The following is an 18,606-nucleotide window of genomic DNA, read 5'->3' as shown; positions in this document are numbered from 1 at the left end:
GGATTGTTAGAATGAAATTGAAAAAGCAGATAGCTTCTCTCGCAGTAATCGGTATGATGAGCGTAGTAGCCGCTACGTCCGCCTTTGCGGCCGGCGTCGGTTACGTCAACTTCGATACCTTGATTTCTTCTCATAAAGATTATCCGAAAGTCAGCGCTCAGATGCAGGAAGCCATCAAAAAAGCCGACGCAGAATTTACGAAAAAAGCCGCCAACATGAAGACGGACCAGGAAAAACGCGATCTGGCAAGACAGCTGAACCAGAACATCGCCGAATTGGAAAATAAACTGGTCGTTCCCATGGAAAAAGACGTCGTACAGGCCGTCGACCAGGTCCGCAAGAACAAGGGCTTAGACGCCATCGTCGTTCAGGGCTCCATCATCGCCGGCTTCGAAAATGCGACAGACGAAACGCAGGAAGTCGTCAATATCCTGAAAAAATAAGGGAACCCAGTCCCTTGCAAATACTCCCGTTCAGGGAGTATTTTTTTATCTGCCAAGGGGCAAGGGCATAGACCTGCAATACTAGCTCGTCAGCTTCTATTCTAAACAAAAGGTGCGTGTACGTATGGATTTATTTTATATCATTTCCAATCAGCTGTTTCAATTCTTCGTCATGATGGTCTGCGGCTATATCGCCGCCCGCCGGGGAATCTTGTCCCAGCCCTCGCTGGACGTGTTGTCCAAGGTCATCATCGGCATCCTGCTGCCTATCCTCATCTTCGCCAACGCCATGAACGGCACGACGCGGCAGATCCTGTTCGACTGCTACGCCATGATCCTGCTGTCGGCCGGCATATACGGCGGCCTCATCGTCCTGCAGGCCGTCGTAGCTCGTCTCCTGGGCCACCGGGGCAACCGCAGCCGCATTTACCAGGCCACGATGATTTACGGCAACGTAGGCTTTCTCGGCATCCCCTTATTGTCGGCAGCCTTCCCCGAACGGGGCGGCCTGTACATCGCCTTGTTCAGCATTATCGACCAGCTCGTCTTGTGGACCTACGGCATGTACCTCACGACGCCGGGAGAGAAAACGACGGCCCTTTCCCTGAAAAAATTCTTAAATCCCGCCCTGTGCGCCATATTGCTGGCCATCGCCCTGATCCTGGCCGGCGTCGGCCTGCCGGCCGTGCTGGAAACGTCCCTGCTGACCGTCGGCCGGGCGGCGACGCCTTTGTCGCTCCTCTACCTGGGCGGCCTCATCTACTATACGGACTGGAGTGTCGGAGCCCGGACGAAGGACCTGTACGTGGGCATCGCGACGAAGATGCTGCTCTTTCCCATCGGCTTCTTCCTCATCGCCCGCAGCCTGTGCGATGATTTGGAAATGGTGCAGGCGGCGACGCTCATCGCGGCCCTGCCGACGATGGCCGCCGTGGCCATGTTTGCCCAGTCCAACCGCAACCACGGCGACTACGCCCTGAGCATGGTCCTCCTAACGACGGTAGCCTGCCTGGGAACGATGACCATCGTGTCCTACTTGATGTTCAACGTATTGTAATAGGCCCTTCCTTTAGACGAAGTACAGATTTATGTACGGCTTCGTGTCATCCGCGCACGCTGACAGCTAAAAACGCTTTACTGACAAGATAAGAAGGTAAAAAACAGCAAACCGGCAGGGATTGACTCCCTGCTGGTTTGCATATGGGGAAACTATACTTTATAGAGATAAAAGGCAGCCTGCCAGAAATCCATGACACGCTGCCTTTAAATGTTATTCCGATTTTTTTCGGGCCGCCGCAATAAGCCCTTTGGCTTCTTCTGTTTTTAATACCTTCCCATACGATACGACGACGTTGTCTACGACGAGGGCAGGAGTAGTCATGACGCCGTAGGCGGCAATTTGTGAAAAATCCGTCACGTCGTCGATTGCCGCCTCCAGGTGCAGTTCTTCCAAAGCGGCGCGGACAGATTTTTCCAGTGCATGGCACTTAGCGCAGCCCGAGCCTAATATTTTGATTCGGACAGATCCGCCGGTGCCTTGCCCTCCGATTTTCGGCAAGCAGCTGGCTTCGCTACCGTCGTTTTTTGAGGTTTCTTTTTTCTTATTAAATAAATTCATACTTACCACACTCCTTTTATCAACATATATTGAAATGCGTTAAATACGCAGCCGACGAGGATAATACCGGCTGCGCAAACGCCGATAAACAGGGCCAACAGCGCCGGCTTAACGGCCTTGCGGAGCATAATGAGTGAAGGCAGGGATAAGGTCGTAACGGCCATCATGAAGGACAGGACCGTTCCAAGCTGCGCGCCTTTGGCAAATAAGGCCTCCGCTACAGGGATGGTCCCGAAAATATCGGCATACATAGGAATGCCCACAATCGTTGCCGCAAGAACGCCAAAGGGGTTGTCCCTGCCAAGAGCTGTTTCTATCCAGCTTTCAGGAATCCAGTTGTGAATGACTGCGCCGATGCCGACGCCTGCCAGAATATACGGAAAGACCTTTTTGAACGTGTCCAGCGTTTGCTCCTTTGCGTACGTCAGACGTTCTCGCCTTGTCGGAACCGGCTCATCTATATCGGCGCTGTCCGCTGCGCGGACAAAAGGTTCTACATGTTTTTCCATACCCAGCTGTCCGATAATAGCGCCGCCGGTGACGGCAATGACAAGACCGAGGGACACATAGATAATGGCTACCTGGGCGCCGAAAATACTCATGAGCAGCACCAAGCTTCCTAAATCGACCATGGGAGAGGAAATTAAAAAGGAAAATGTGACGCCCAGCGGCAGTCCTGCCCTTGTAAAGCCGATAAACAAGGGAATCGACGAGCAGGAGCAAAAGGGAGTGACGGTTCCCAGCAGGGCCGAAAGGATATGGGCTGAAAATCCATGAAAACGACTTAAAATGCGTTTGCTCCGTTCTGGCGGAAAGTAGCTTTGAACGTACGAAATCATAAAAATCAACAGGCAAAGCAACAGCGTGATTTTCAATGCGTCATATACAAAAAAATGGATACTGCCTCCTATACGTCCGTTCAGGTCCAGGCCGAGCGACGATAGCCCCGTCCCGACCAGGTGCTCAAGCCATTTCATGCCGAGCAGCTGATATTGAATAAATTCCCAGATATGCATGTCAACCGCTTCCTTTCTATTTCCATAATACATCAATATTTTTTGATGTGTTGGGTTAAAAGAAACGCCGTCCAGAGTCCGATGTCTTTTCTATCTGCACGGAGGAACGGGCGTTTCTTGTTCAATAGTAGGCGTCGTGAGCTTTTTCAGTAATTGCACGGCCCGGTCTCTGCCGGAAGAGCTCAACCGGTAGTGCGTCCATTTTCCTTCCTGCCGGCTGACTACGATGCCGGAATCGCAAAGGATCTTCATATGGTACGATAAGCCCGACTGGGTCAAATCCAACGGCTCCTGCAGCACGCAGGCGCATTTTTCGCCGCCCCGCAGCTGCTCCAGAATAGCCAGGCGCTTAGGATCACATAGTGCCTTAAAGACTTTCGCTTGTTCTTGGTATTCCGTTTTCATAGCGTTACCTCACATCAAATTATTTTGATGTGATTAGTATAGGCTTTATGCCGCAGCTTGTCAATACCATCGATAGTCCTTGCCCGTATCGGTTCAGCCGCACAAGGGATTTTCGCCCTCAGCTCTCACGCCGTGCTGTCAGCTTCCCATAGGAGGTTTCACGGGCAGGACGGTATTTCAGCTCCGCAGAAGGCTCTTTTGCCATGACTTTTTATGTTAATTCGTATATAATAAACACATACATACCGACGTGAACTGTTTTCCTAAAAATTGGCTATATACGAGGTGATACTATGGACGTATACCGCGAGTATCAGGCCAAGCTCCGCAGTCCGGAGCAGGCCGTGCAGATTGTCAAAGACGGCGACTGGGTAGACTACAGCCATTGCTGCTCCTTTCCGGCGGCCCTGGACAAGGCCCTGGCCGGACGGCGGGACGAGCTCAAAGACGTCAAGGTCCGGGGCAGCGTGACCTGCCGGCCCGTACAGGTGCTGGAGCAGGACCCAGATAATGAGACCTTTACCTACAACGTATGGCACTGCTCGGCCATCGACAGGAAGTACCTGGACCAGGGACGAGCCTATCATCAGCCCATGCTGTTCCGCAACTGCGGCTCCTACTACGAACGGGGATTCGCCCCCGTCGACGTGGCCATGATTACCGTAGCGCCTATGGACCGGCAGGGAAATTTCTCCTTTGGCCTGACGAACTGCTGCCAGCAGGAGGTCCTCGACGCGGCGAAGCACATCGTCCTGGAGGTCAATCCGGACATGCCCGTCGTGTACGGCGTAGCCAACGACCACATCCACATATCCGACGTAGACTATGTCGTCGAAAGCGACGAGCCCATCAGCGCCGCACCGGGACGGCCGGCCAGCGAATTGGATAAGAAAATCGCCGCCCAGATTTTTCCCTATCTCCACGACGGCATGACCCTGCAGCTGGGCATTGGCGGCATGCCCAACGCCTTAGGCGAGCTCATCGCCGAATCGGATCTGAAAGACTTAGGCATGCATGCCGAAATCATGAGCGACGGCTATTTAAAGCTCTATCAGTCGGGAAAAATTACTAATAAAAAGAAGCCCCTCCAGCGGGGAAAGGGCGTGTTTTCCGTCTGCCTGGGCTCGAAGGAGCTGTACGAGTTCCTCCATTATAATCAGGGGATTTTGTCGGCGCCCATGTACTACGTCAACGCTGCCGAGACGATTCGCCAGCTCGACGACTTCATCTCCATCAACAGCTGCATTGCCGTCGACTTGTACGGCCAGGTCTGCGCCGAATCGGTCGGGACGCGGCAGATCAGCGGCACCGGCGGTCAGCTGGACTTCGTGACGGGCACCTACATGGCCTCCCACGGCAAGGCCTTCCTGGCCATGCCCTCCATGTACTTCGACGCCTACGGCGTCGGCCGCTCCAACATCCTGCCGAAATTTACGGACGGCGACATCATCACGACGCCGCGGACCCAGACGCCTTACGTGGCGACGGAATACGGCGCCGTCAACCTGTCGGGCCTGGCGACGTGGCAGCGGGCCGAGGCCCTTATCAGCATCGCCCATCCCGATTTCCGCGACGCCCTGATCAAGGCCGCAGAAAAGCAGCGCATCTGGCGGCGGAGCAACAAGCGGTAGGCCGCGCAATTCCATATACTCCATGAACAAAGCCCTGCACGGACGAGACGGTGCAGGGCTTTCTTGCAGTTTTGATATCGTACAGTTCGGGTACCGCCTCTATTTGCATGGCAAATCCATGAAATATAGAACTAATGTCCATTCTAAAATGACCCATTATTGACAATTTCGCATAATCCATATATTATTTACTTATAAGAAACCGAACGTGTACATGGAAATTAAATATAGAGAAACCAGCAGAGACGCCGCAACAGGCGTCAGTAAGAAGGTTTGCCGCGCCGCAGACAGGAGCATGGCCCGCCCTTCGTATAAACGGTTAATTTTTATATTCCCCCGACTAAAGGCTGCCCAAGGCAGTTTTGGTGATAGAGAAGACCTGTAAAGGAGGAACTGGCATGGAATTGCAGAAGTTGATTTACACGGTAGAAGACGGCATCGCCGTCGTTACGATGAATTACATGAAGAACCTCAACGCCATTGACGAGCAGATGGCCGACGAGCTCATGTACGTCGTCGACAAGGCGGAACACGACCCGGACGTGCGCGTCCTGGTCATTAAAGGGGCGGAAAAGGCCTTCTCCGCCGGCGGCGACATCGGCTATTTCTACAAACTCATCCAGGCCGGCGGCGAAGTCAACATGGACGGACTGATCAGCAAGGTAGGCAATGTCGCCGACGGGCTGAAGAAAATGAGCAAAATCGTCATCACCTCAGTCAGCGGCGCGGCAGCCGGAGCCGGCGTCAGCCTGGCCATCGGCGGCGACTTCATGATTTGCGCCGACAACGCGAAATTCATCCTGGCCTTCGTCAACCTGGGCCTCGTCCCCGACACGGGCGCGACGTATCTCCTGACCCGCCTCATCGGCCCGAACCGCACGATGGAACTGGCCGCTACGGGCCGCCCCGTCGGCGCGGAAGAAGCCAAAGCCCTGGGCCTGGCCTATAAGGTCACGACGGTGGAAGAGCTGGACAGCGTGACCATGGCCTTTGCCAAGAAGATCGCCGCAGGGCCGCTCCTGTCGTACAAGAACATCAAAAAGCAGATATACGACGCCATGTATGTCGACTACAAGAAGTGGCTTGACGAAACGGAAGTGCCGACGCAGCGCGAATGCTCGGCGTCCATGGACTTCCAGGAAGGCTGCAAGGCCTTTATGGAAAAACGCAAAGCCATATTCCAAGGGAAATAAGCGCATAGACGCAGTGTTATAGGAGGAAAGGAGGTCATTTTGTGTTTGCAAACAAAGTAGTGACCAAAGAAGAAGCGCTGAGCAAGATTCACGACGGCCAGACGATTATGTTCGGCGACTGGCACGGCGAATTCGCCGCCGATGAAATCATCGACGGCATGCTGGAAAAGGGCGTTACGGACATCCACGCCATCGCCGTTTCAGCCGGCATGCCCGACCAAGGCGTCGGCAAGCTGATCGTAGCCAAACGGGTCAAGAGCATTATTACGACCCATATCGGCCTGAATCCCGTAGCGAAGGACCAGATGCTGGCCGGCGAGCTGGACGTCGAATTCAGCCCCCAGGGCACCTGGGCCGAACGCATCCGCTGCGGCGGCGCAGGCCTCGGCGGCTGCCTGACCCCGACGGGCCTCGGCACGGAAGTGGCTGAAGGCAAGCAGGTATTGACCATCAACGGCAAGGACTATCTCCTGGAGCTGCCCCTGCGGGCTGACGTCGCCCTGGTCAAGGCGACGAAGGCCGACAAGGCCGGCAACATTTCCTTCCGCCTGAACTCGCGGGCGACGAACAGCACCATCGCCCTGGCGGCGGATTTCGTCATCGCCGAAGTCGAAGAGCTGGTTGAAGTCGGCGAATTGGGTCCTGAAGAAATCGACGTGCCGGCACCCATCGTCGACATGGTATACGTGCGGACCGGCGAAAAACGGCCGATGTGCCCCATGTGGCAGCGGGCGAAGGCCAAGGCCGAAGCAAAGGCTAAGGCTGCGGAAGGAGGCGGAAAATAATGGCGGCATTAACTGGACGGGCGCTCATCGCATCGCGGTGCGCTAAATTCTTCAAAAACGGCGACTTTGTCAATCTGGGCATCGGCGTTCCTCTCTTGTGCGTCAACTATCTGCCTGAAGGCGTCAACCTCTGGCTGGAAGCGGAAATCGGCACCGTCGGCAGCGGCGCGACGCCGCCCTGGGACAGCGTCGACATCGACGTCATCGACGCAGGCGGCCAGCCGGCCTCCATCATCACCGGCGGCAGCGTATACGACCATGAAATGTCCTTCGCCTTCATCCGCGGCGGACACATCGACGCTACCGTACTGGGCACCCTGCAGGTCGACCAGGAAGGCAACCTGGCCAACTGGACTATCCCGGGCAAGCTCGTCCCCGGCATGGGCGGCGCCATGGATCTGTGCGCTGGCGTCAAGAAGATCATCGTAGCGACGGACCACTGCGAAAAGAGCGGCAAATCGAAGATCCTGAAAAAATGCACCCTGCCCCTGACGGGCGCGAAATGCGTCACCGACATCGTCACCGAACGGTGCTACTTTGAAGTCACGCCGGAAGGCTTAGTCCTGCGGGAACTGGCCGCAGGCTACACCGTAGACGACATCAAGGCCTGCACCGAAGCGGATTTCATCGTCCCCGACGAAATCGGCGTCATGGAATAACAGTATATAACGTATAAAACGACAAAACGGTATGGAACGGCAGCGCTTATAGCAGCTGTCGTCCCATACCGTTTTTTATTTCTCAGCTCCTTCCATACGTCCGTCCAATCTCTCTTCGGCATCTTGACATATACCCTTACTGGGTATATTATGATTATATACCGGTATGGGGTATACTATCTCTGCGCATATATCAGGAGGGATACGCATGGATTCAACGAACGATACGAGCTGCTGCGGAGGCGTGAAGCTGAAGCACCGCGACGAGAAGGAATATAAACGACTGATTTCCCGGTTAAACCGGATTGAAGGGCAGGTACGGGGCATCAAGCGCATGGTGGAGACGGACCGCTATTGCATCGATATCCTGATGCAGGTCACGGCCATCCAGTCGGCCCTGAATTCCTTCAACAAGGAGCTCCTCGGCCAGCACATCAAGAGCTGTGTCGTCCACGATATCCGCGAGGGGAAGGACGACGTCGTCGATGAGCTCGTCTGTACCCTGCAAAAATTGATGAAGTAAGGGAGTGATTGCATGAAGCATGAAACATATCAGGTAACGGGCATGTCCTGCTCGGCCTGCTCGTCCCGCGTCGAAAAAGCCGTCTCCAAGCTGGAGGGCATAGAAAAGGCCAGCGTCAATTTGCTGACCAACAGCATGCAGGTCGATTACGACGAAACGATCCTTACGAGCCAGGCGATTATAGACGCCGTCGTCAAGGCCGGATACGGCGCGTCCCTGGCCGGCGGGCAAGCCGGAACAAAGAGCGCTTCGCCGCAGGCAAGTCCGGCCAATACGGCCGAGCAGGAAGTCAGGCAGATGAAGCGGCGCCTCCTGTGGTCCATCGTCTTTCTCATTCCTACAGTCTACATCGCCATGCATCATATGCTGGCCTCTCATCTGGGAATTCCCGTCCCGTCAGCTATATCAGCAGTATTCGACGGCCCGGAAAATGCCATTTCCTTCGCCTTCGCACAGTTCCTGCTCATCCTGCCGATCATGTATTTGAACCGCAAGTACTACATCAACGGCTTTTCCAACCTGCTTCGCGGCGCGCCCAACATGGACAGCCTCGTCGGCATGGGCTCCATGGCCTCGGCGGCCTTCGGGGCCTTCGCCATCTTCCGCATGGGCTGGGGCACGGGCCACGGCGACTGGGCCTTGGTACAGACCTATAGCGCCAACCTGTACTTCGAGTCGGCCGGCATGATCGTCACCCTCATCACCGTAGGCAAGTATCTGGAAACGAGGGCTAAGGGCAAGACCAGCGCAGCCATTGAAAAGCTCATGAAATTAGCGCCTAAGGAAGCGACGGTCCTGCGCGGCGGCATCGAAACGGTCATCCCCGTCGAAGACTTAGCCGTAGGCGATGAAATCGTCGTCCGCCCGGGAGAGCGCATTCCTGCCGACGGCATCGTGTCTCAGGGCACGACGAGCATTGACGAATCGGCCATTACGGGCGAAAGCATTCCCGTCGAAAAACAGGTCGGCGACAAGGTCACGTCGGCGACGATCAATACGTCGGGCTATATTCACGTCACAGCCCAGCGGGTCGGCGACGATACGACGATCAGCCAGATTATCCGCCTCGTCGACGAAGCCAGCGCCAGCAAAGCGCCTATTGCAAAAATCGCCGACGCCGTCGCCGGTATCTTCGTCCCGGCTGTCATCACATTGGCCGTCGCCGCTACGGCCCTATGGTATTTCGCCATGGGAGCCGATTTGGAATTCGCCTTTTCCATCGGCATTTCCATCTTGGTCATTTCCTGCCCCTGCGCCTTAGGGCTGGCAACGCCTGTCGCCATCATGGTCGGCACGGGGAAGGGTGCGGAAAACGGCATCCTCATCAAGTCCGGCGAAGCCCTGGAACGGGCCCACGCCGTCGATACCGTCGTCATGGACAAGACCGGCACCATTTCGGAAGGTAAGCCCCGCGTCACCGATATGCAGGCCCTGACCTGCAGCGAAACAGAGCTACTCGCCCTGGCCGCCGGCATGGAGCAGGGGAGCGAGCATCCCCTGGCCGAAGCCATCGTAGCCTGCGGAAAAGAAAGGGGCATCGCGCCGAAGGCCGTATCTGATTTCCAGGCCGTCTTTGGAAAGGGCGTCATCGCCTCCGCCGATGGGAAGACCTATTACGCCGGCAACGCCGCCCTCATGGCAGAGCAGGGCATCGCCATCGGCAGATATACAGGCCGTCTCGACGCCTTAGCCGATCAGGGCAAGACGCCCCTCATCTTCGCCGACAACAGCGGCGTCATCGGCATCATCGCCGTCGCCGACATGGAAAAAGCCACCAGTGCCGAAGCCATTTCCCGCTTTGCCGCTATGGGCATCGACGTGGTCATGCTGACTGGCGACAACGCCCGCACGGCCGAAGCCATCCGCAAGCGCCTGGGCATTCCCAAGGTCATCGCCGGCGTCCTGCCGCAGGATAAGGAACGGCACATCGCCGAGCTGCAGGCCCAGGGGCGCACCGTCGCTATGATCGGCGACGGCGTCAACGACGCGCCGGCCTTGGCCAAAGCCGACGTAGGCATCGCCATCGGCGCAGGGACCGACGTCGCCATCGAAAGCGCCGACGCCGTCCTCATGCGCAGCGACCTCCTCGACGCCGTCAGCGCCGTCCGCCTCAGCAAGGCCGTCATCAAAAACATCAAAGAAAACCTGTTCTGGGCCTTCTTCTACAACGTCATCGCCATTCCGTTGGCAGCCGGCCTGTTTTACCCGGCCTACGGCCTCAAGCTGAATCCCATGATCGGGGCGGCAGCTATGAGCCTGAGCAGCGTCTGCGTCGTCCTAAACGCCCTGCGCCTGCGCTTTTTTAAGCCCAACCATTCCGCTGGAACTGTTTCACGTGAAACACCACGGGAAACTCCAAATACACCTATATCTGAACAGAAGGAAGGAGAACCTGCTATGAAAACAACATTACACATCGAAGGCATGATGTGCCAGCACTGCCAGAAACACGTTCACGACGCCTTAGCCGCCATGGACGGCGTAACGGACGTAACCGTCAACCTGGAAGGCAAGACGGCCGACGTCACGGCGACGAAGGACATTACGACGGACGAATTCGCCAAGGTCATTACCGACGCCGGATACGAACTGGTAAAATAAGACGCAGCAAGCAAAACGGGACCGCTGATGAAGAAAAGCAATCCTTCATCGCCAGTCCCGTTTTTATATGTCATATCCAACGCGCTGCGCATCTACAGGCAATAACCATAAACCTTGCCATCTTATGAAGAAACGCTGCAAAACCAAAGTGTATCGCAAGAGCGCTGAATGCAGAAATATGCTGCTATTGTCTTTCAAATCATATACTGCAAAACAGGGGCATATGTTTCACGTGAAACAGTATGTCCCTGTTTATATATATCAATAGATTTTATGCTGAAGGCCAGACGGCCCGACACTCTCAGAAGAGAAGGGCCCTTACAGAATATACTCAAACAGATCGAATTCGGTCCATCCCGTATCTTCATAAAACATACAGGCCGTCCGGCAGTAGGCAAATCCAACCTTTCGATAGGCCCGCTCTGCCGGAATATTACCCTTCAGCACATCGAGGCGAATTGTCTTCATTCCGGCCTCCCGTCCCAAGCGGATGGCGTACTCCGTCATCGCCTGGGCTATGCCCTGGCCGGCAAAGGACGGGCGCACGCCTAAGGCGTGGACGACGAGAAGCTCGTCGTCCGCCGCGTCGACAGACCACGGCGCGCCGTCATAGCTTTCGTTGTATTCGTGATTGACGACCATCGCCGCTACAAGATGGCCTCCTATTTCGCCGACGTAGAGCTCGCCCCTATCCAGCGACGCCCGCAGAAAGTCCTGCGACGGGTATACATCCTGTTCCCATCCCGGTTTAAATTCGGCGGCCTTCATTTCGTCGATCACAGCGTAATAAAACTCCCGCACTGCCGCAAATTCCGCTGTGCCGGCTCTGCGAATCTGTAGCATAAAACTGCCTCCTGCCGTATTGTCATAGCCTATTGTTCCCGCATGCCGCCGTTTCAGCCCAAAGGGAGATACATGTAAAAGGTCGTGCCCTTGCCGACTTCGCTTTCCACGTCAAGCAGGCCGCCGTGGCTGACGACGAACTGCTTCGCCAGGGCCAGCCCGATGCCGCTGCCGCCGCTCTTACGGCTCCGCGATTTTTCGCCGCGGTAGAAATATTGGAAAATATGGGGCAAGTCTTCAGGAGAAATGCCATTTCCCGTATCGGCAATAGAGACTAGAACGTACTCTTTTCCTTCCTTGACGGCCCGCTCCGTAGTTACGGCTATCGTATCGCCCCGGTTGATATAGCGGATAGCGTTGTTCAAAATATTGTAGACGACTTGGTTAATCCGGTCCACGTCGATGGAGACATTCGGCAGCTCAGGGCATAGGTGCAGCCGGACGGTCAGCTCCTTTTCGTCGCACAGGGGCTGGAGCATGCTGACGGCCCGTTCCAGCAGTATGTTTATATCGGCCCGTTCCTTATGGAGGACGAGCTTGTCGATTTCCGCTAAAGACAAATCGTTCAAATCCTGTACCAATCGCCCCAGCCGCAGGACTTCGTCTTCCATGGACAAAAACATCTTTTTGTTGGCCGGAATGACGTCGTCGATCATGCCTTCCAAGTTTCCCTGGATAATCGCCAAGGGCGTCCGCAGCTCGTGGGCTACGCTGGCAAAGAGGTGGCGGCGCATGGTTTCGTTTTGCTCCAGCTCCGTCGACATGTCGTTGAAGGTCTTGGCCAGGATGCCCACTTCGTCCATCCGTTCTACAGGTACGGTCTGCCCGAATTTCCCTTCCTGTACGGAACGCACGGCCTCAGTCAGGGAGAGAAGGGGACGGACGAGCTTCTGCACGACGATGTAGCTGACGCCGACGCTGATGACCGTCATGCCCAGGCCGACCCACAGGAGGGAGCGATGGATGGACTCGACGTACTGCAGCTCCGCTGCGCCGCGCATCATGTGATGCCCCATGCCCATTCCCATGCCGCGGCGGGGAGCCATCTGCAGGTATTGGGTGAAATGCGTATCCATCTGGCTGTTTACCAAAAAGAGGATGACGGCAATCGTCACGGCCAGCAGGATGAAGACCATCGCCGTCAGGCGGAATACTAAGCTGTCTGTCCGTTTCATAGGCCGCCTCCGGAAAACTTATAGCCGATGCCGTATACGGTCAGAATATACGTCGGCTTGGCCGGCTCCGGCTCTATTTTTTTGCGCAGGTTGCGGACGTGCGTATCGATGGTCCGCTCATAGCCTTCAAAGCCGTAGCCGCCCTGGGCCTTTTCCATGATCTGCATGCGGCTGAACACCCGGTCCGGCGAAGAGGCCAGGGCGTCGAGGATGTTGAACTCCGTCGGCGTCAGCACGATGGGCTCGCCGCTGCGGAACACGGTGAACTTGTCCCTGTCGATGAGCAAATCCCTGACGGCGTAGCGGGACGAGCTCTGGATGACTTCGCCCCGGGCCCGGCGCAGCAGGCTGTGGACACGGGCGATGAGCTCCTTGACGTTGAAGGGCTTCGTCACGTAATCGTCGGCGCCGATATTCAGCCCCACGAGGCGGTCCAGCTCGTCGTCCTTGGCCGTCAAGAAGATGATGGGGACGTCGCTGAACTGGCGGACGCGGCGGCAGACTTCAAAGCCGTCCATGACGGGCAGCATCAAATCCAGCACCATAATCTGCGGCTCGTGCCGCCGTACCATCGAGACGGCCGTCATGCCGTCGTTGGCAATATAGACCAGGCATTGCTCCTGCTCGAAGTAGGAGCGCAGCAGGGCACACAATTTCTCGTCGTCGTCGACGATGAGGATAGAGTAGGGGACCATAGGATACACCTCCGTAATATTTCTATGTAATCAACTATGTTTCACGTGAAACACCGACGTTATTTTCCGTCGCCGCCATGGAGAAATTCGTCGGCATAGGGCAGGGTGTCCTTGCCCATCATGTGCTTTTCCGTCCCGGCCTCGACGGCCCGGCGATAGTAGTCGCACTTGTGATTGATGACTTCCAGCGATTTCTGCAGCTCGGCAATCTGCCGCTCTACAGCTTCCTTGCGGCGGACAAACAAGTCGTACCGTTCCTTCAAAGAGCTGTCGCCTTCCTGCACCCATTGGGAAAACTGCTTCATCTCACTGATGGACATGCCCGTCGCTTTCAGGCACTGCAGCACCTGCAGCATAGCCAAATCGACGTCGGAAAAGGCCCGATAGCCCGACTCGCGCCGCTCCAAAAAGGGGAGCAGTCCTTCCTTATCGTAATAGCGCAGCGTCGTCGCCGGGATATGGGTCATCTTCGCCACCTGCTGAATCGTATACATAGGAAAACCTCCTTAGAGAAGCCTGCGTAAAAATTTCTCAAAATGTTTGAAAAACAAGATTGACTTTAAAGCTAACTTTAATGATATAGTAAGGCTGACCAAACGTCAAGACATTCCGCCAATTTATATACTGTACGATGAAGGAGAGTGCATGATGATGAAATCTCGTATGATGAAAGCAGCCGTCCTCGCCGGGCGGGCCCTGTACGATAGTCGTTAGTTAAGGTGCAGTCTAAAAACAATGACATTACCCTGGTCGGCAACCTCTACCGCCCCGCCGATTTTGACAACTCTAAGAAATATCCTGCCATAAGCGTCGCCCATCCCTGGGGCGGCGTGAAGGAGCAGACGGCAGGCATCTACGCCGAACAACTGTCCGAAAAGGGCTTTATCACCCTGGCCTATGACGCCTCCCATTACGGCGAAAGCGGCGGCGAGCCGCGCTACTATGAAAATCCGTCGGAACGGGTAGAGGATATCCGCTGCGCCATCGACTACCTGAGCAACCGCCCCGACGTCGACGCTGACCATATCGGAGCCTTAGGCATCTGCGCCGGCGGCGGATACACCATCGCCGCCGCGTCGACAGACGCCCGCGTCAAGGCAGCAGCCGGCATATCGACCTACGACATCGGCGACGCCGCCCGATCCGGACTAAAGGACGTCTGGCCGACGACGCCCGACGGCATCCGCGCAACCTTACAGGACATAGGCGAACAGCGCACGAAGGAAGCCCGCGGGGAAACGCCGCGCATTACGAAACTCCTGCCGACGGAAAGGCCGGGAGCCGACGCGCCCCAATTCCTGCAGGACGCCTACGAGTACTACAACACGAGGCGGGGAGGCCATAAAAAAGCCACAGGCAATTTCCGCTACGTCAGCACCCTGCGCCAGCTGGAATTCTATCCCTTCGGCATGATCGAATTCATGTCGCCGCGGCCGCTGCTGCTCATCGCCGGCTCGAAAGCCCAGACCCTCTATTTCAGCGAACAGGCCTACGAACTGGCCAAAGACCCGAAAGAGCTGTACATCATCAGCGGAGCCAAGCACTTCGACCTGTACGACAAAGAACCGTACGTCACAGAAGCCGTCGACAAGCTGGCCGGCTTTTTCCACACCTATTTAACCTAATCAGCCCATCTCAAAAAGCTCTCTCTCCGCATGTCTTCGTTACGGACAGAGAGCTTGGTCTCGTTATAGGGAAAATGTTTCACGTGAAACATAGCAGCGCATAGCCGCGATACGAGAACGGCCCTGAAATTCTCCACGTTGACGATATATTACAAGGCGTCGGCAAGGCCAAGTGATACAATAGCGATGAGGGGGAATCATCTATGAGGAAAGAAATAAAAACCCTGGTCTACGACGAGGAGCTCCGCCTGGAAGCGTATCGCTTTGAAGGAATGTCCAAAGCCTTTCCCAATCATTTCCACGACTATTACGTCATCGGATTGATAGAAAAAGGGGAGCGCCGCTTATGGTGCAGACATCAGGAATACACAATCGGCACAGGCCAGATCCTGCTGTTCAATCCCGGCGACACTCACGCCTGCGTTCAGGCCGACGGCTGTGCCTTAGACTATCGGGGATTGAACATCCCAAAGGAAGTCATGCTGGATTTGGCCGAAGAAATCACGGGAAACAGGACACTGCCGGGATTTTCGCCGGCCGTACTTTGCGACGAAGAAGTGTCCTGCTATTTACGGCCCCTCCATGACCTCGTCCTAAACGGGTCCCTGGAATTTGGAAAAGAAGAAAGCCTCCTCCTGATGCTGTCCCTGCTTATGCAGCGATACGGACAACCCTTTGAAGAATGTATTCCCGAATGCCGGGAGGAAATCGAGCGGGCCTGCGCATTTATGGAGGAACACGCTGCAGAACGCATCTCCTTGGACCAAATATGCCGCGAGGCTGGCTTGAGCAAATCTACCTTACTGCGGGCCTTCGCCAAATCAAAGGGCGTCGCGCCGTACTGCTATTTGGAAAGCCTCCGCATTGGCAGGGCAAAAAAATTGCTGGAGCAAGGCATGTCTCCCATGGAAGCGGCGCTGCAGACGGGATTTTCCGACCAAAGCCATTTCACCAATTACTTTGCCCGCTTCATCGGCGTAACGCCCGGCGCATATCGGGATATTTTCCTAAAGAGCAGCGGAACAGGAGGGGAGGGGCAGGCTTCCCCATAGGAGGGTCTTTTCAGCTGGCAAGGCTGCGTTTCAATGGCTGCCGGGACTTACAGCCGTGCCGATTCCCCCAAAAAGTATGCGAAATGAGGTGGAACGCAATGAACGTACACGATGAAAAATGCGTCATGATACTCGACGAACGATTGCCCTTGGGGATTATGGCGAATACAGCGGCAATTCTGGGGATTACCCTGGGAAAGGCCATGCCGGAAATCGTCGGCGCCGACGTGGCCGACAAAACAGGACACGAACATTTAGGCATCATTGAATTTCCCGTCCCCATCTTGAAGGGCAATGGCGAAAGCATAAAAGCCATCCGCGAAAGGCTGTATGGGCCGGAGTTTTCCGACGTGACAGTCGTTGACTTTTCCGATTTGGCCCAAGGCTGCAAGACCTATGACGAATTCGCAGGAAAGATGAAGGACGCAGCGGAAGAAGATCTGAACTACTTCGGAATCGCCATATGCGGGACAAAAAAGAAAATAAACAAATTGACGGGACAGATGCCCCTGCTGCGCTAGACTGCCCCTAGGCAGGAGCGTATCCCTTCATTGCGCCATAAAAAGCTCTCCCTCCGCATCGTCGTATTTGCGGACGGAGAGCGTTGTATCGTCGCAGGGAAAACTACGTCATGTTTCACGTGAAACACAACGCCTTCCATCGCATTACAGATAATCGCATCGTTGACATTGCGTCATTTTATGCTCCGTATCTTCTTTGTAAAAGACGCCGGCCCAATGGCAGATACTCTGCAAAATAGGGACGACGGACCGGCCTTTCTCTGTCAGCGAATATTCGACTCTGGGCGGAATTTCATCATAGGATTTACGGAGTACCATCTCATCGGCTATGAGCTCCTTCAACGTCGAAGCCAGCACGGCGTCGGTAATATTGCTCATTTCCTTGCGCAGCTCGCCGTACCGCAGCGTTTCCATAGCCGCCAGCACGCAGATGATCCGCGATTTCCACTTGCCGCCGAATACGTCCAAACCGTATTCCAGGGGGCAGCGGATATCGGGCTGTAATTTTTTCTGATACATAGGCGACACTTCCTTTTTTCTTTTATTGTACCATGCCGGTTCATTATGGTTAAGCATCTATGAAATGTACGAGCCTTTTTCCTGCAGCCGGACAGCCTTCTTATGGCACACGGCGGCGCACGCGCCGCATCCGATGCAGGCATCCTGCCGTACTGCGCAAATCCATCCCGGCATCATGCGAATTGCCCCGACGGGACATAGGCCTATGCAGGCTCCGCAGCCGACGCAGACTGTTTGGTCAATATACGCCGTATACATCTTCATCTCTCCTTACGCCGCTCTTCCTTATAAAAGGAGCCCGAAAACAAAGACATGTCTTCAGGCTCGCCGTATCATACTCATGCAGCTAAAGGTATCGCCGCGTACCGTTATTTTTCCTTTAGTTTATAATACTTTCTTATTGTCTGCGCCGGGCGTCGTCACGATAACCTGTTCCGTAGAAATAATTAAAGCGCCTTTAGCTGTCGCCGCGCCGTTGAACATCGCTTCGACCATGTTCTTAAACGTATCGACGACAGGGCCTTCCGTCACGTATTCGGCGACGCCTTTAATCTGATACCCTTCCAGGCTTTGCCCGTCATATACGGAAATCGCGATTTTGCCGCCGTTGGCCTTGATATTGCGCAGCGTCGTTTCTAAAAATACGTCGCCGACGACCAATTTGCCATCTTCCGTCACGTCTTTAAAGGCGACGGGCACGACGTTCGGTTCGCCGTCCGCGCAGGTAGCCAAATCCCAAATGCCCGACTTCAATAACGCTATAACCTGTTCATTCATCATGATGCATACCTCCCATGCAATGCCTCTTAATTGATTTTGTCTGAACTCATTATAAAAAATTAACTCGCAGCGAACAATATATTAGCAAATTTATAAGTCACTCATAAATTTATGAGCGGCAGCAAAAACAAGCTCCCTCCAGCGGTATGATCGCCAAAGGGAGCTTGTTCGTTATTGCTGAGTCACTGTCTGGGCGTCGTTCTGATGGCAGTAGCCGCGGTGGTGGTGATGACCCCGGCCCTGGCCGCGTCCCCGGCCGTCGCCGTAGGGGCAGTCCTGATGATAGGGGCAGGTATACTGGCTCTGGCTCTGATTCGTCTGAGCCGTATCTGCCGTGCCGTCGGCGGCAAAGGCTGCCGTACAGCCGACTAAGGCGACGACTGCCAAGATATACCGGAATTTTTTAGCCATAATGATCGTTTTCATACTATACCTCCTATGCTGAAATCCATTGTATGATGTGTTCCTGATTACAAGTACAGTATATAAGAGGCCTGTGAACAAAGAATGGAGAAGTTATGA

22 protein-coding genes are annotated in these 18,606 nt (G+C 55.1%); 11 read left to right on the top strand and 11 right to left on the bottom strand.

What is annotated here, in order from left to right:
* Positions 1-11 precede the first annotated feature (11 nt).
* Both OCV58_RS04570 and OCV58_RS04565 read left to right on the top strand, forming a co-directional pair.
* Positions 12-443, top strand: coding sequence for an OmpH/Skp family outer membrane protein (locus OCV58_RS04570; RefSeq protein ID WP_087478427.1), 432 nt, complete (start codon positions 12-14; stop codon positions 441-443).
* 124 nt (positions 444-567) lie between these two features.
* The gene (locus tag OCV58_RS04565; protein ID WP_154877086.1) at positions 568-1,500 is read left to right on the top strand and encodes an AEC family transporter; all 933 of its coding nucleotides are present in this window, start codon (positions 568-570) and stop codon (positions 1,498-1,500) included.
* A gap of 213 nt (positions 1,501-1,713) precedes the next feature.
* Here the strand turns inward: OCV58_RS04565 and OCV58_RS04560 are convergent, their stop codons facing one another.
* From OCV58_RS04560 to OCV58_RS04550, 3 genes are all read right to left on the bottom strand, one after another.
* Positions 1,714-2,061, bottom strand: coding sequence for a thioredoxin family protein (locus OCV58_RS04560; protein WP_087478425.1), 348 nt, complete (start codon positions 2,059-2,061; stop codon positions 1,714-1,716).
* 2 nt (positions 2,062-2,063) lie between these two features.
* A complete protein-coding gene (locus OCV58_RS04555; RefSeq protein ID WP_154877085.1) occupies positions 2,064-3,077 on the bottom strand; it encodes a permease in 1,014 nt (337 codons plus the stop codon).
* Positions 3,078-3,167: 90 nt separating this feature from the next.
* Positions 3,168-3,482 (bottom strand): ArsR/SmtB family transcription factor, encoded by a 315-nt coding sequence (locus tag OCV58_RS04550; protein WP_087478423.1) that lies wholly within the window; start codon positions 3,480-3,482, stop codon positions 3,168-3,170.
* Positions 3,483-3,775: 293 nt separating this feature from the next.
* Between OCV58_RS04550 and OCV58_RS04545 the strand changes: the two genes are divergently transcribed.
* The 6 genes from OCV58_RS04545 (at position 3,776) to OCV58_RS04520 (ending at position 10,874) form a co-directional block, all read left to right on the top strand.
* The gene (locus tag OCV58_RS04545; protein ID WP_154877084.1) at positions 3,776-5,113 is read left to right on the top strand and encodes an acetyl-CoA hydrolase/transferase family protein; all 1,338 of its coding nucleotides are present in this window, start codon (positions 3,776-3,778) and stop codon (positions 5,111-5,113) included.
* Positions 5,114-5,511: 398 nt separating this feature from the next.
* Positions 5,512-6,306, top strand: coding sequence for an enoyl-CoA hydratase/isomerase family protein (locus OCV58_RS04540; protein WP_154877083.1), 795 nt, complete (start codon positions 5,512-5,514; stop codon positions 6,304-6,306).
* Positions 6,307-6,347: 41 nt separating this feature from the next.
* Entirely contained in the window at positions 6,348-7,091 is a 744-nt protein-coding gene (locus OCV58_RS04535; RefSeq protein WP_087478420.1) for a 3-oxoacid CoA-transferase subunit A, read from the top strand.
* Positions 7,091-7,750, top strand: coding sequence for a 3-oxoacid CoA-transferase subunit B (locus OCV58_RS04530; protein WP_087478419.1), 660 nt, complete (start codon positions 7,091-7,093; stop codon positions 7,748-7,750). Before OCV58_RS04535 ends, OCV58_RS04530 begins: the two co-directional genes overlap by 1 nt.
* A gap of 208 nt (positions 7,751-7,958) precedes the next feature.
* Positions 7,959-8,273 (top strand): metal-sensing transcriptional repressor, encoded by a 315-nt coding sequence (locus OCV58_RS04525; protein WP_154877082.1) that lies wholly within the window; start codon positions 7,959-7,961, stop codon positions 8,271-8,273.
* A gap of 12 nt (positions 8,274-8,285) precedes the next feature.
* Positions 8,286-10,874 (top strand): heavy metal translocating P-type ATPase, encoded by a 2,589-nt coding sequence (locus tag OCV58_RS04520; protein ID WP_154877081.1) that lies wholly within the window; start codon positions 8,286-8,288, stop codon positions 10,872-10,874.
* Between the two features lie 318 nt (positions 10,875-11,192).
* On the opposite strand, the gene OCV58_RS04515 is transcribed toward OCV58_RS04520, so the two are convergent.
* Genes OCV58_RS04515 through OCV58_RS04500 form a run of 4 tightly spaced genes read right to left on the bottom strand, consistent with a single transcriptional unit; the run spans position 11,193 to position 14,081 of the window.
* Positions 11,193-11,717, bottom strand: a complete 525-nt coding sequence (locus tag OCV58_RS04515) for a GNAT family N-acetyltransferase (RefSeq protein WP_154877080.1) — start codon at positions 11,715-11,717, stop codon at positions 11,193-11,195.
* A 53-nt stretch (positions 11,718-11,770) separates the two neighbouring features.
* Positions 11,771-12,892, bottom strand: coding sequence for a sensor histidine kinase (locus tag OCV58_RS04510; protein ID WP_154877079.1), 1,122 nt, complete (start codon positions 12,890-12,892; stop codon positions 11,771-11,773).
* The gene (locus OCV58_RS04505) at positions 12,889-13,587 is read right to left on the bottom strand and encodes a response regulator transcription factor (protein ID WP_154877078.1); all 699 of its coding nucleotides are present in this window, start codon (positions 13,585-13,587) and stop codon (positions 12,889-12,891) included. The genes OCV58_RS04510 and OCV58_RS04505 overlap by 4 nt, the downstream gene beginning before the upstream one ends.
* A gap of 59 nt (positions 13,588-13,646) precedes the next feature.
* Entirely contained in the window at positions 13,647-14,081 is a 435-nt protein-coding gene (locus tag OCV58_RS04500; RefSeq protein WP_154877077.1) for a MerR family transcriptional regulator, read from the bottom strand.
* A gap of 225 nt (positions 14,082-14,306) precedes the next feature.
* Here OCV58_RS04500 and OCV58_RS04495 point away from each other — a divergent pair, with 225 nt between their 5' ends.
* From OCV58_RS04495 to OCV58_RS04485, 3 genes are all read left to right on the top strand, one after another.
* On the top strand, positions 14,307-15,212 hold the full coding sequence (locus OCV58_RS04495) for an alpha/beta hydrolase (RefSeq protein ID WP_154877076.1): 906 nt from the start codon (positions 14,307-14,309) through the stop codon (positions 15,210-15,212).
* Positions 15,213-15,415: 203 nt separating this feature from the next.
* Positions 15,416-16,264 carry a helix-turn-helix domain-containing protein gene (locus OCV58_RS04490; RefSeq protein WP_154877075.1) on the top strand — a complete coding sequence of 283 codons (849 nt, stop codon included), beginning with the start codon at positions 15,416-15,418 and terminating at the stop codon, positions 16,262-16,264.
* Positions 16,265-16,362: 98 nt separating this feature from the next.
* A complete protein-coding gene (locus tag OCV58_RS04485; RefSeq protein WP_154877074.1) occupies positions 16,363-16,785 on the top strand; it encodes a PTH2-like family protein in 423 nt (140 codons plus the stop codon).
* A 144-nt stretch (positions 16,786-16,929) separates the two neighbouring features.
* Here OCV58_RS04485 and OCV58_RS04480 read toward each other — a convergent pair whose 3' ends face one another.
* The 4 genes from OCV58_RS04480 to OCV58_RS04465 form a co-directional block, all read right to left on the bottom strand.
* The gene (locus OCV58_RS04480; protein ID WP_107196012.1) at positions 16,930-17,304 is read right to left on the bottom strand and encodes a winged helix-turn-helix transcriptional regulator; all 375 of its coding nucleotides are present in this window, start codon (positions 17,302-17,304) and stop codon (positions 16,930-16,932) included.
* Between the two features lie 57 nt (positions 17,305-17,361).
* A complete protein-coding gene (locus OCV58_RS04475) occupies positions 17,362-17,562 on the bottom strand; it encodes a 4Fe-4S binding protein (protein WP_107196011.1) in 201 nt (66 codons plus the stop codon).
* A gap of 126 nt (positions 17,563-17,688) precedes the next feature.
* Positions 17,689-18,084, bottom strand: coding sequence for a pyridoxamine 5'-phosphate oxidase family protein (locus OCV58_RS04470; protein ID WP_204967215.1), 396 nt, complete (start codon positions 18,082-18,084; stop codon positions 17,689-17,691).
* Between the two features lie 171 nt (positions 18,085-18,255).
* The gene (locus tag OCV58_RS04465; RefSeq protein ID WP_154877073.1) at positions 18,256-18,510 is read right to left on the bottom strand and encodes a hypothetical protein; all 255 of its coding nucleotides are present in this window, start codon (positions 18,508-18,510) and stop codon (positions 18,256-18,258) included.
* Between the last annotated feature and the right edge of the window lie 96 nt (positions 18,511-18,606).

It is taken from the genome of Megasphaera stantonii (assembly GCF_025567065.1).
In the GTDB taxonomy this organism is placed as follows: domain Bacteria; phylum Bacillota; class Negativicutes; order Veillonellales; family Megasphaeraceae; genus Megasphaera; species Megasphaera stantonii.
Note: the sequence above shows the minus strand (reverse complement) of the source record. Positions and strands in the feature narration are given on the sequence as shown.